13 protein-coding genes are annotated in these 12961 nt (G+C 62.8%); 9 read left to right on the forward strand and 4 right to left on the reverse strand.

What is annotated here, in order from left to right:
- The coding region (locus MESS2_RS13675) for an FtsB/FtsL family cell division protein (protein ID WP_482805269.1) at positions 1-628 on the reverse strand (628 nt) is incomplete at its 3' end.
- A gap of 451 nt (positions 629-1079) precedes the next feature.
- Between MESS2_RS13675 and MESS2_RS13680 the strand changes: the two genes are divergently transcribed.
- The 7 genes from MESS2_RS13680 (at position 1080) to lhgO (ending at position 8403) form a co-directional block, all read left to right on the forward strand.
- Positions 1080-2204, forward strand: a complete 1125-nt coding sequence (locus MESS2_RS13680) for an Ldh family oxidoreductase (RefSeq protein WP_008874922.1) — start codon at positions 1080-1082, stop codon at positions 2202-2204.
- Entirely contained in the window at positions 2201-2878 is a 678-nt protein-coding gene (locus tag MESS2_RS13685; protein ID WP_008874923.1) for a GntR family transcriptional regulator, read from the forward strand. Before MESS2_RS13680 ends, MESS2_RS13685 begins: the two co-directional genes overlap by 4 nt.
- A gap of 24 nt (positions 2879-2902) precedes the next feature.
- A complete protein-coding gene (locus tag MESS2_RS13690; RefSeq protein WP_008874924.1) occupies positions 2903-4075 on the forward strand; it encodes a mandelate racemase/muconate lactonizing enzyme family protein in 1173 nt (390 codons plus the stop codon).
- Positions 4076-4154: 79 nt separating this feature from the next.
- On the forward strand, positions 4155-5132 hold the full coding sequence (locus MESS2_RS13695; protein ID WP_008874925.1) for a tripartite tricarboxylate transporter substrate binding protein: 978 nt from the start codon (positions 4155-4157) through the stop codon (positions 5130-5132).
- Between the two features lie 58 nt (positions 5133-5190).
- Positions 5191-5658, forward strand: coding sequence for a tripartite tricarboxylate transporter TctB family protein (locus MESS2_RS13700; protein ID WP_008874926.1), 468 nt, complete (start codon positions 5191-5193; stop codon positions 5656-5658).
- Between the two features lie 24 nt (positions 5659-5682).
- Positions 5683-7191: a tripartite tricarboxylate transporter permease gene (locus tag MESS2_RS13705; protein ID WP_008874927.1), complete on the forward strand. Its 1509-nt coding sequence runs from the start codon at positions 5683-5685 to the stop codon at positions 7189-7191.
- A gap of 12 nt (positions 7192-7203) precedes the next feature.
- Positions 7204-8403, forward strand: a complete 1200-nt coding sequence (gene lhgO / locus MESS2_RS13710) for an L-2-hydroxyglutarate oxidase (protein WP_008874928.1) — start codon at positions 7204-7206, stop codon at positions 8401-8403.
- Between the two features lie 62 nt (positions 8404-8465).
- Here lhgO and MESS2_RS13715 read toward each other — a convergent pair whose 3' ends face one another.
- Genes MESS2_RS13715 through MESS2_RS13725 form a run of 3 tightly spaced genes read right to left on the reverse strand, consistent with a single transcriptional unit; the run spans position 8466 to position 10889 of the window.
- A complete protein-coding gene (locus tag MESS2_RS13715; RefSeq protein WP_008874929.1) occupies positions 8466-9392 on the reverse strand; it encodes a dihydrodipicolinate synthase family protein in 927 nt (308 codons plus the stop codon).
- Entirely contained in the window at positions 9389-10093 is a 705-nt protein-coding gene (locus tag MESS2_RS13720; RefSeq protein WP_008874930.1) for a ribonuclease activity regulator RraA, read from the reverse strand. Before MESS2_RS13720 ends, MESS2_RS13715 begins: the two co-directional genes overlap by 4 nt.
- A gap of 10 nt (positions 10094-10103) precedes the next feature.
- A complete protein-coding gene (locus MESS2_RS13725; RefSeq protein WP_008874931.1) occupies positions 10104-10889 on the reverse strand; it encodes an SDR family oxidoreductase in 786 nt (261 codons plus the stop codon).
- A gap of 91 nt (positions 10890-10980) precedes the next feature.
- Here MESS2_RS13725 and MESS2_RS13730 point away from each other — a divergent pair, with 91 nt between their 5' ends.
- Both MESS2_RS13730 and MESS2_RS13735 read left to right on the forward strand, forming a co-directional pair.
- Entirely contained in the window at positions 10981-11874 is an 894-nt protein-coding gene (locus MESS2_RS13730) for a LysR family transcriptional regulator (RefSeq protein ID WP_008874932.1), read from the forward strand.
- A 69-nt stretch (positions 11875-11943) separates the two neighbouring features.
- On the forward strand, positions 11944-12879 hold the full coding sequence (locus MESS2_RS13735) for a LysR family transcriptional regulator (RefSeq protein ID WP_008874933.1): 936 nt from the start codon (positions 11944-11946) through the stop codon (positions 12877-12879).
- Positions 12880-12961: the final 82 nt, after the last annotated feature.

Raw genomic sequence — 12961 nt, forward strand, 5'->3', positions numbered from 1 at the left:
CCCGGCACACGCCATTGACCGCGCCATGGCGGGCCCCGGTGTCGTCGACGCTGACCCAACCGGCCGAAGCGAGCCCGGCCGTCAGAACCTGCTTCGCTTCGGCGACGAAGGCGTCGATCTTGCTGGTCAGGATCCGCACGACCTGACGCTTGGAGATCGACACGCCGAAGTCGCGCAGCAACGCGACGATCCGCTCCACGGTCGATTGACCCTGGTGATAAAGCGACAGCACCAGACGCCGAAGCTCCAAACCGAAGTGCCCGTCGACCCCGTCCGGCAGCGGAGCGACGACGATCCGGCCATCCGGCAAACGCCAGCGGTCCCGATGATAGCGGACCACCCGCACCCCGATCGTCAGATCCTGCACCACGAAGCTTGTCCGCCCCACAAACCGCGAGCCCGGTGGCGGCTCATAACAAAGACGGCGCTCTTCGGTGACGATCGCCCGGCTCGAGCCACGCCGCTTCGGACCCGTTGCCGCAGGTGAACTCCGCTTGGACGACTGCTCCATCCCGCTCGGCTTCAGCGTCGGGCGCGGCGGTAGACCTTTCAGACGCCGGATCTCATCCTTCAGAGCCGCATTCTCGGCGCGAAGCCCGGCGACCTCTGCCTGCAACCGCAGGATCATATCGAGCAGGTCCGTAGGGGTCGGCGTTCGAGAATCTGGTGGCTCCGCCATGGCCCGACAGAATCACGCCGCCCGCCAAACCGCCACCCAATCCAACCCGATACACCCGAGTCATAACGCCGCGGCCACCACCGCTTTTGCCCTGGTTACGATTGCAATTGGCGGTGCAGTACCAAATGCAGTGCCACGGGCCAAACTCATCCGGATCGTTTAGACCCTCGCACCCTTCAGGGGCCAGACGAGTACGACTACTATCGAACGCCGGCCCGCCATGCACATTCAACGGGTGCATCGACAGTCGCATCAACGCCATTGCCAGCTGTCTTCCGGGACCAAGAAAAACTATCGTTAGAATCAATCGAAGCTGGCGTTGTTTTTCGACTGGGCACATTCCTATTCTTGCTCGTCGGGTGGAGGTCGATCATGTCGAGCGGCCCGCCGGGAGATCGCGATGAGACATGATTTTGAGACACATCGCCGTCAGGCCGCGAACATTTTCCGCGCCTGGGGCATGCCCGCCGAGAAGGCCGAGAAGTCGGCAGGCGTGCTTGCATGGGCCGATCTCCATGGTCTCGAAAGCCACGGCATCGCCCTGTTGGTCGAATACAACGAACGACGCCTGACTCGGCCGATCAATTTCCAGTCGAAGCCCGCCATCGTCCAGGAAACGCCGGTTAGTGCCCTGATCGACGGCGATGGCGGCCTCGGCCATGAGCCCGCAATATCAGCTATGGAAACCGCGATCGCCAAGGCGACCCCAGCCGGCGTCGGCGTGGTGTCGGTCCGCAATTCCGGCCATTTCGGCGCGCTGGGTTACTTCACCACCATGGCTACCGATCATGAGTTGATTGGCATCGCCGCCACCAGCGTATTCGGCGTTCGGGTTCCGCCGACCGGCGGCGCGGCGGCGCGCTTCGGCACCGACCCGTGGTCCTTCGCAGCCCCCGCCGAGCCCGGCCGGCCCTTCGTGCTCGACATGGCCACGACGACGGTGGCGTCCGGCAAGGTCCGGAACAAGATCGTCGAAGGTCAACTCATGCCGCCGGGCTGGGGCATGGACGGGAAGGGCGTGCCGACGCTCGACCCGAAAGCGGTGATGGAGGGAGGCTTCCTGTCGCCGCTGGGCGGCGCGGCGGAGAGCGCCGGCTACAAGGGTTACGGGCTGGCTGCGATGGTCAATATCCTCGCCTCGTGCCTGTCCGGCTCCACACTGATCACCGATCCCAACCATTCGAAACAGCCATGGGGCCTCGATGTCGGTCACTTCTTCATGGCCATCAACCCCGCCTTGTTCCGTCCGATTGCAGACTTCCGCGCCGACGTTGCCCGCTTCTGCGACGATCTGCGCGCAACACCCCCCGTGGACCCGCTAGAACCTGTCCAGGTGGCGGGCGACCCTGAGCGCAGGGTCCGCGCCGAGCGCGAGAAGACCGGACTACCCATCGGGCCCGGCCTCCATCGACGCTTGTATCAAATTGCACAGGAATCCGGCGCGGACTGGGTGCTTTCTCCCCTCGATTTTACTGTCGACAGTTTTCAGTTTACTGACGGCAAGGAAACGAGGGGCAAGGCATGACTTTTGCAGCAAGGCCGATCGAGCGAACCGCAAGTCTTGCCGTTCGCGTCTACGCCGAAATCGAACGAATGATCCTCGCGGGGGACATGCAGCCCGGCAGCAGAATCAAGGAAGCGGTGCTTGCCGAGCAGATGGCGGTAAGCCGTGCGCCGGTGCGCGAGGCGACGCGTGCGCTGGTCGAGGCGGGGCTTCTTGTGTTCGTCCCGGCGCGCGGTGTTTTCGTACGTGAAATGTCCAACCGCGAGATCGCCGAAAACTACGATGTGCGCTCATTGCTCACCGGATTGATGTGCGCTCAGGCCGCGGAACGGCGCACCGCTGCCGACGTGGCAAAGCTCAAGCGCCTGATCGCCGACATGGACATAGCGATCGCCGCCGGCAGGATCGCGAACTACTACGAGATCAATCTCGAGCTTCATCAACTGATCGGCCGCATAGCCGACCACTCCTGCGCGCATCGCGTCTACAACGACCTGATCCGGGAGACCCATTCCTTGCGGCGCTCTCTGTCATCGCCCGGCCAGACAAATCTGGAGCATCGCTCGATCGTCGAAGCGATCGAATGCGGTGACGCCGAGCTCGCTCGGCGCCGCGGGAGCGAGCACGTCCTTAACGGCAAGGCGCGTTGGAAAGCGTCCATCGAAACAACGGCGCCCACCGCGGCTGCCATATAACCATTTGTCCCAAGGAGACCTCACTTGAAAATTGCAAACATCACAGCCAGCCTGCATCGCCATGAGATCGATTTGCCTGGCATTGGCGAATCCATCGAATCTCGCATGTTCGTCTTTGTCGAGGTCGAGACCGACACGGGCCTGAAGGGGCTCGGCTGCACCGGCCAGTTCCTGCCCTGGTCGACCATGCCCTGCATCGAGGATCATATCTTTCCGTTGATCAAGGGCATGGATGTCTTCCACACCGAGGCTATCCACTCCAAAGTATGGAAGCAGCTCAACAACCGCGCCTATACCGGTGTCATTTCCAACGCTCTCTCGGCGATCGACATCGCGCTGTGGGACCTCCAGGGCAAGATTGTCGGCAAGTCGGTCTCGGAGCTTCTGGGCGGCTATTCCCGCGAGGCCTACACCTATGCGACGTTTGGCTACCCGTTCTTCGACGAGCAGCAGATCGCCGACTACGCCAAGAAATTTCTGGCCGACGGGCACACCATGCTGAAGATGGTCGTCGGCGGCGAGCCGACGCGTACCTGGAAGGACGACGTGCGTCGCGTCTATGCCGCACGCGAGGCAATCGGCCCCGACGTCGACCTCATGATCGACGCCAACTGCTACTTCAACCCGCATGACGCCTTCATGCTGGCGAAGGCCGTGGAAGATGCGAACCTGAAATGGTTCGAGGAACCGATCCAGCAGAACGACGCGCGTGCGCTTGCCGACCTGCGCAGCCGCGTCAGGATTCCAATCGCCGCCGGCCAGATGGAAGGCAACCGCTGGCGCTTCCGCGAACTCGTCGTCCACCACGCGGTGGACGTGCTGCAGCCGAACGTCCTTTATAATGGCGGCTACACCGAGGCGCTCAAAGTGGCGCACCTCGCCCAGGCCTTCAATCTGCCGATGGCCAATGGCGGCGGCTGGCCGATCTTCAACATGCACATTCTGGCGGGCGTAATGAATGGCGGCCCGGTCGAATTCCACTACGGCATGTGGATGACCGGAAAACATTTCTTCAACGGCACGCCCGACCCCGTGAACGGCAAGATGACAATCCCGGACGCGCCGGGCCTTGGCTTCACGCCGAATTACGAAGCGCTGAAGGATGCGCGGGTCAAGGATCCCAAAGGCAGCCAGTTCACCGGTCGTGATGCACACGGCTACCTGCTGCGCGAAACCATCGAAAAGAAGAACGCCTGACAATCGCAGCCCCGGGACCGCCAAAAATGGTTCGATCGGTTCCGGTGCTGTTCCAAGTTCTAACTGGGAGGAAATGACTATGACCTACGGACTCTCGAACTTCGTCAAGCACGGCCGCGCCGTCGGCCTCGGTTTGCTCACAGCCGCGGCCATCGCGGTCAGCGCCGCGGCAGCGGAATATCCGGACAAGGACATCAAAATGATAATCCCGTTCGGCGCCGGCGGCGGCAGCGATACGCTCGCCCGCACCATCGCCGGCGTGATCGAGGAGATGAAGCTGATCCCTGTGAAGATCCTGCCAGAGAACCGTACAGGCGGCTCGGGCGCGGTCGGCTACAGTGCAGTCGCCAAGGAAAAGGGTGATCCCTATCATCTGGCGACCGTCAGCGTCAGCTTTTTCACAACGCCACTCCTGGGTGGCTCGCCGGTGAGCTACAAGGACTTCACTCCGCTCGCTGCGATCGCGCAGTCGCCGTACATCATGGTTGTCCCTACCTCTAGCGAATACCAGAAGCTTGACGACCTGAAGAAGACGCCGCGCTTCACCACCGGTACGACCGGCGTCGTCTCCGACGCGGCACTGCTGGCCAAGATGACGTCCAACGCGCTCGGCATCCAGATTGACTCCGTGCCGTTCGACGGTGAGGGCGAGGTGATGGGGGCGCTGCTTGGCGGACATGTAAACGTCGGCTTTCTCAACCCGTCCGAGGCGATGGCGCAGATGAAAGCCGGCAAGCTGCGGCCACTTGCGATCACGTCGGCCGAGCGCTCGCCGGCCTTCCCCGACATCCCGACCTTCAAGGAACTCGGCTATGGCGAGATTTTGCACACCCAGCTTCGCGGACTGGTCATGCCCGCGGACGTTCCACCGGAAGTCGTGACCTACTGGGAGGGCGTACTGCAAAAGGTTGCGACCAGCGAGCAGTGGAAGAAGCAGTATATCGACCGCTTCCACGACATCCCGGACTATGTCGACGCGAAAGGCTTCAAGGAAGTGCTCGAGCGCACCAACGCGCGCTACGAGACGATGATGAAGGAACTCGGCATCATCAAGTAGTGACGTTGCGCGGAGCCACCCGAAATGGTGGCTCCGATCCGTCGGGAGGAGGAAAATGATGAGCGTTCAACAGCTCGACCAGGCGGTCGCGGCACTGCTAATAATCTTCGGTCTCTGGCTGGTCTACACGGGTATGAATTATGGCGTGATGCAGGGCACCACGCCCGGGGCCGGTCTCTTCCCCATCATCATCGGTTCGTCGATCGTTCTTTTCAGCGCAATAAATCTCTATCGGGCGCTTGACGGGCTTGAGAAGCTTGGTTCGGGCATATCGGGCCGCGAGGCGGCAAAAGCCGGGGTCGTGATCGTGGCGCTGCTCATCGCCCTCTGGCTGATCCCGTATCTCGGCATGATGATCGCCACCATGCTGGCCATGGCAGCGATCGGCCTGGCTCTGCGGACCGAACCGGGACCAATTTTCTTTGTCAAGCTTGCGGCGGTGTCGGTGATCACGCCGATCATCCTTCTGCTGCTGTTCCAAAACCTCCTGGGCGTGCCGACCCCCAGGGGACCGTTCGGCTTCTGACCGGCACCCAAGGGAGTTAACGCGATGGAACCGCTTGCGCTGCTGTGGGACGGAATTCTGGCCGCCACCGATCCGGCAATCTTCGCCTGCACCATACTGGGCGCTGTGATCGGCTTGCTGATCGGTGCGCTCCCTGGCCTCGGACCGACCGCCGGTGTTGCGATCATGCTGCCGGTGGCGGCAGGCTTCGGCGGCGTCGCGGCAATTGCGTGCCTCGGTGGCGTCTACTATGGCTCGATGTTCGGTGGCGCCATCACGTCGATCCTGCTCGGCATTCCCGGCGACGCGCCCTCCGTGATGACGGTCATCGACGGCTATCCAATGGCCCAGAAAGGAGAGGCAGGACGCGCGCTGGGGACGAGCGTCTTCGCCTCCTTTGTCGGCGGTTTTCTCGGCATCGCCGGGCTGGTGGCTCTTTCGGTTCCGGTATCGCGCTATGCACTCGCCTTTGGTCCGACCGAGATGACAGCGATGATGTGCTTTGCGCTTTCGCTGCTCAGCGTGTTGGGCGGCCGCAACGCCTTCAAGGGTTTCACCGCTTTGGCGCTGGGCTTGTGGCTGGGCATGGTGGGACTCGATCCCATTTCGGGCTTGCCGCGCTATACTGGCGGGTCGATGAACCTGTTCGACGGGCTCGACTTCTCTATCATCGCTGTCGGCCTGTTCGGGCTCACCGCGATCTTCACCTCGCTGGAGGTGAATGTGGACAAGCCGGTGGCCAAATACACTTTCGCCTCGCTGCTGCCGCGAGTGAGCGACGCGGTTCAGACACGCTGGCAATTGCTGCAGGGATCGGTGGTCGGTTTCTTCGTGGGCGTCCTTCCCGGGGTCGGCGCCTCGGCGGCGACAATGATCTCCTACGCACTCGCCAAGCGCCTCTCGCCGACGCCCGAAAAGTATGGCACCGGCATCGTTGAGGGCGTGGCGGCGCCCGAGGCCGCCAACAATTCAGCGTCCTACGGCTCGATGATCCCGCTGTTCACGCTGGGCATCCCGGGCTCGGCGACCACGGCGGTCATGATGGGCGGATTGATCATGGTCGGCCTGCAGCCGGGCCCGCTGCTGTTCACCGAGAATCCGGAGTTTGTCTGGTCGGTTTTTGGCTCTTTCGCCATCGGCAACCTGGCACTTGTGTTCTTGACGCTGTTGCTCACTCCGCTGCTGGCGGCGGCACTTTTCGTTCCGACCGCCTATCTCTATCCCATCGTCATTGCGGTCATCGTCTACGGTGTCTTCGCCATCGACGCTTCGACGTTCAACGTCACGCTGACCATCCTCGCAGGCGGCGCCGGAATTATCCTCGCCAGGCTCGACTATCCAGCCGTGCCGCTGATCCTCGGACTGGTGCTCGGGCCGCTGCTGGAGCGAAACATCCGCCGCACGCTGATTCAATCGCAGGGCGATTTGCTCGTTTTCGTCGAGCGGCCTATTGCGCTTGGGCTATTCATCGCCACAGTTTTCGTGCTCTTGATCCCCCTCTTTCTCAAGCTGACCGGGCGCAAGAAGATCGCCGCGGACGAGGCTGAGGTCTGACAGGTGCCGTACATGTGGTTTCAGTATTGCGTCGTCGGTGGCGGCATCATCGGGCTTGCCACCGCCTCCGAACTTCTCGCTCGCGATGCCACCGCCCGCATCCTGGTCATCGAAAAGGAAGCCGGTTTCGGCGAGCACCAGACCGGCCACAACAGCGGTGTCATCCATGCCGGCATCTACTATGCCCCCGGCTCGCTGAAGGCGAAGCTCTGCCGCGAGGGGGCGAAGGAGACGAAAGCCTTTGCGCGAGACAACAACATTCCGTTCGAGGTGTGCGGGAAGCTGCTTGTCGGCACCAGCCCGGTCGAGATGGAGCGCATGGAAGCGCTGAAGCATCGCGCTTTGGAGAATGGCATTGGCTTCGAGGAGGTAAGCGCGGCGCGTCTGCATGAGATCGAGCCAAACATCGCTGGCCTGGGCGCGTTGCTCGTGCCGTCGACCGGCATTATCAACTATAAGCTGATTTGCGACGCTCTGGCCGAGGGTCTCAAGGCGAATGGTGCCAAGCTGATGACCGGCACCCGCGTCAAAGGCATCTCTGAAGACGACAACGGCGTGGTGGTAACCACCGATCGTGGCGAAACGATCCGCGCGGAGCAGCTTGTTGCCTGCGCCGGGCTGCAATCGGATCGCCTGGCGAGGCTTGCTGGGCTCAATCCCACCCACCAGATCGTGCCGTTCCGTGGCGAATATTACACATTGCCCGACGCGAAATCGACGATCGTCAAGCACTTGATCTACCCGATCCCTGATCCGGATCTGCCGTTTCTCGGCATCCACCTGACGCGCATGATCGACGGACCGGTGACAGTCGGGCCCAATGCCGTGCTGGGCTTCCATCGCGAAGGCTACAAAAAGGGCAGCATCGACCTGGCCGACGTCACCCAGATGCTCGCCTTCGGCGGTTTCTGGAAAATGGCCCGCAAGAATCTCACGTCAGGCATCGACGAGTTCCGCAACTCGATTTTCCGCCGCGGCTACCTCGATCAGTGCCGCAAATACTGCCCTTCGCTCGAACTCTCGGACCTCGGCCAACCAGGCGCCGGCATCCGTGCGCAGGCGGTTCTGGCCGATGGCACGCTGGTGCACGATTTCCTCTTCCTCGACAGCCCGCGCCAGCTGCATGTCTGCAACGCGCCGTCACCCGCGGCGACGTCCGCCATGCCGATCGCGAAGATGATCGTCGACCGGATCGAGGAGCGGTCGCAATGATCCGGGCCGATACCATCCATTGCCCCACGCGTATCCTGCGGCGGGGCGCTCGGTATGCATCGTCACAGCCTTGCTCGCGGGTCCTTTCGACCCAACCGCTCCAGTAGGTAGTCGACTTCGGATCGACCGGTCGGCGTCAGCGACGAGCGCGGGCTGCGCTGCACGTCCGAGGTTATGGCGCCGCGCCGCATCAGCACGTATTTGCGCACCGCGAGGCCAACCCCCTGTTGCTGCTCGAAACGGATCAACGGCAGGTGGGCATCGAAAAGATCGTGCGCCGCGTCGCGCTCGCCTTCGCGGTGCAGCCGATCGAGTTCGACCAGCATGTCTGGAAAGGCATAGCCCGTCATCGCGCCATCCGAACCGCGTTCCGGCTCAAAGTCGAGGAAAAGCCCACCATTGGCGGTCAGGATAGAGAATTTCCGCAGGTCGCCCGCGGCTTGGAGCTTGCGGATCGCCGAGATTTTCTCAAGTCCCGGCCAGTCCTCTGCCTTCAGCATGACGCAGGACGGATGTTCCTTCATAATGCGCGAGATTATCGGCACCGACAGGATCACCGACAGCGTTAGCGGAAAATCCTGCAAGGTCCAGGGCACGTCCGGACCGATTGCTTCCACGCAGTGATGGAAATAGGCGGCGATCTGCTCGTCGCTGCGCAGGTGCGAGGCTGGAGCCAGCATCACGCCGGCTGCCCCGGCATCCGTCACCTCGTGTGCCAGCCTGCGCATGGCGGCAAAGCTCGGATTGGATATTCCAACCACGACAGGCACACGCGAGCGCGTGATCACGCGTCTTGCGATAGTCAGCGACTCCTCTGGCTCCAGCTTCTGGGCTTCACCCAGAATGCCGAGGATCGTCATGCCGGTGGCGCCGGCATCCTGGTAGAATTCCGTCAGCCGGTCGACGGAGACGTAGTCGACCGACATGTCCGCATTGAACGGCGTCGCCGCGATAGGATAGATGCCCTTGGCATCGACGCCGAAGGTCACGTCTTCTTCGCGAAAGCGGCATAGCGCGCCTTCGTCTCTTCGTTCATCGGATAGAGACCAGGCAGCGGCACGCCGCGATCGACCTCGGTCATGATCCAGGCTTCCATCGCCTCCTGCTCCGGCGCTTCGGCCAGCACCTGGTCGAGAAATGCCGCCGGGATCAACACCGCGCCGTCATCGTCCACCACCACGATATCGTCAGGAAAGATCGCCACGCCGCCGCATGCGATCGGCTCCTGCCAGCCGACGAAGGTGAGACCGGCCACTGAAGGCGGCGCGGAAATGCCGTTGCACCATACGTTGAGGCCGGTACCGAGCACGCCCGCGGCGTCGCGCATCGCGCCGTCGGTGACCAATGCGGCGACATTGCGTTTGGCCATGCGCGCGCAGAGGATATCGCCGAAAATACCGGCGTCGAGCACGCCCATCGCGTCAGCCACCGCCACGCAACCTTCGGGCATCGCCTCGATCGCCGCACGGGTCGAAATAGGCGAGGCCCAGCTTGCCGGGGTGGCGAGGTCTTCACGCGCCGGTACGAAGCGCAAAGTGAACGCCGGCCCCACCACGCGCGGCTGGCCCGGACGGATAGGTTTGGTCCCACGCATCCAAACGTTGCGCAGGCCCTTCTTCAGGAGGACCGTGGTAAGGGTCGCGGTGGAGACGCCCTGCAGGGTCTCTACGACTTTCGGGTCGAGGGTCATCGGAGTCTCCTTAGATGCTGGGAATCAAGCCGCCGTCGATGCGAATGACGGAGCCGGTGATATAGGATGCGCGCGGGCTTGCCAGGAAGGTGACCGCGTCGCCATATTCCTGCGGCCGGCCATAGCGCCCGACTGGAATCGACGCCGTGCTTTGAGTGGCTACTTCCTCGACCGAGCGTCCCTCGCGCTTGGCTTTCTGTTCGTCGAGAAAGGTGATGCGTCCCGTGGCGATGCGCCCGGGCAGAACGATGTTGGCGGTGATGCCGTCGCGGCCGACTTCGGCCGCCAACGTCTTGGACCATCCGACCAATGCCATTCTGAGCGCGTTCGACATGCCGAGGTTTGGGATCGGCGTCACCACGCCCGACGAGGTCGAGGTGATGATGCGGCCCCATTTGCGCCGGCGCATGCCGGGCAGCACCGCATCGGTGACGGCGATCACCGAACGCACCATGCTGTCGAAGAACTTCGACCAGTCCTGCGAAGACTGACCGGCTGCCGGCGTTGGCGGCGGGCCGCCTGTATTGTTCACCAGAATGTCGACCGAGCCGAAAGCCGTCTCGATCGAGGCCAGGCGTCCCTCGATCGACGAAAGGTCGCCGATATCCCAGCCCATTGTCAGCGCCTCGTTGCCGGCGCCCTTGATGGCCGAGGTGGTGTTTTCCGCGGCCGCTTCGTCGATGTCGGCGACGACCACGCGCACGCCTTCGCCGGCCAGCGACCGCGCGATCGCCCCGCCCAACCCGCCGCCGGCTCCAAAGACGAGCGCGACCTTACCCTTCAGTTCGAGATCCACAGGTAACCCTCCAATTCAAGGCGGATTATCATCAACCTCGTACAGAAGAAAACATGGCTTGCCGTATAATTTGATGATAGTTTTTCTATCGATGGAATCGCGCTTTCTGGAAACCTTCCTGCTCGTGGCCGAACTCGGTTCGCTGGCCGAGGCGGCCCGCCGTCTGGCAATCACGCCGGCCGCCGTGGCCCAGCGCATGCAAGCGCTGGAGGAGGAATTCGGCAAGCGGCTGCTGGTACGCGCGGGCCGCGTGGTGCAGCCGACCGATGCCGGCCATGCAATTCTGGAACAAAGCCGCAGAATCCTCGGCGACATCCGCCAGCTGAAAACCCTTGCACAGACCGATTCGCCATCGGGCGAGATGAGACTCGGCGCCATATCGACCGCGCTGACCGGCATCCTTGCGCCGGCCCTGCGGCACCTTGTCGACACGGTTCCTTTGGTCGAGGTCTTCGTTCTTCCTGGCACTTCCACTGATCTCTACCAGGCGCTCGGCGACGGAAGCATCGACGCGGCCATATTGGTGCGGCCGCCCTTTCCGATCCCAAAATCGCTGCATTGGAGCGTGCTTCGGACCGAGCCATTGATCCTTCTTGCGCCGGGCGCCCTCGCCACGCGCGATCCGGAACAGTTGCTCGCAACGCTGCCTTTCATCCGGTATGACCGCAACAATTGGGGCGGCCGTCTGGCCGACGAGTGGCTGCGCCGCCAGAAGCTCAGACCCCGGGAGTGGCTGGAGTTGGATTCGTTGGAAGCCATAGCGGTGATGGTCAGCAACGGCCTCGGCGTTTCCGTCCTGCCCGACTGGGCGCCGCCATGGCCGGAGGGGCTGTCGGTCGCGCGCCTACCGCTGCCCGGCCCGCCGCTGGTGCGCGAGATCGGCATGTTGTGGCCGCGCAGCGCGCCTTCAGGACGGCTGGTGCGTGTCCTTCTAGACGCCTTCGAGGCAGTCTCGTCAGGCGGGAAGAGGGCCAGCGATGCTTGATCCGCCTGGCTGCAATCATGACTCGAGCAGCGCCGGCGTGGCCGAGGAGGATCTCGGGGTGCGACGCCGATGAGCGAACCGAAACCACCGCTGGACGCGAATGCGGCCGCTTTGGCGCGAGTCAATCTCAAGCTGTTGCAAACTTTTATGCTGGTCGCCGAAAACCGCAGCTTCAAGGAGGCCGCCGACCGGGCATGTCGTTCGCAGTCCGCCATCAGCATGCAGATAAAGCAACTCGAAGACCAACTCGGCGCCAGGCTGTTCAACCGCACCACGCGTGACGTCAAGCTCACGCCTGAAGGAAGCAAATTGTTCGCCAGCACGCAGCGCGGCCTGCAAGAGGTCGGCATCGGCTTGCGCAACGTCCAGGAGGCACTGGCCATCCGGCGCGGCCAAGTCGCGCTGGCCTGCGCGCCCACAATCGCCTCGACCCATCTACCGCACATACTCGCCGAGTTCGAACGCGACTATCCGGGAATCAAGATGCTTTTGTCGGAACTTAAGTCCGCCGACCTTTACCGGGTGATAGAGGCCGATGCCGTCGATTTCGGCATAGGCCCGATCTCCGGCGATCCGGACCTCGATTTCGAGCCGCTGCTCGACGATCCGCTGCACGCGCTGATCCCCATGCGGATGTGTCCGCACAATCGTCGCACCATCACGCTGGCGGAACTATCCAGCCTGCCCTTGCTCCACTACCACACCAGCACCCTGATGGGTGCGATGTTCGAGCGCGAGGCTGCCGCCCGCGGCATCGCGCTGAATGTGCGGTACCGCTGCATCCAGGCGGAGACACTCGTCGCGATGGCCGAGGCCGGCATCGGCGCGGCAATCCTCACCCAGTCGATCGTCCGTTTCGCGGACCCGAACCGGTCGCGCGTCTATAAGATCGTCGAGCCCGAACTCGTTCACCGCTACGGCATCGTTCGCAGGCGCGGCAAGGAACTGTCGCCGGCCGCCGAACGGCTGGCGCAATTGATCCGGGTGTCGCTGCGCCAGGCCTGAGGGCCGGCGTCATCAAAGGCGACTTCAGATTTTCAGAATAATCGATGGGATTTTTGAATTTTTTCTGAACCGAGGCTTCCGC

It is taken from the genome of Mesorhizobium metallidurans STM 2683 (assembly GCF_000350085.1).
GTDB lineage: Bacteria > Pseudomonadota > Alphaproteobacteria > Rhizobiales > Rhizobiaceae > Mesorhizobium > Mesorhizobium metallidurans.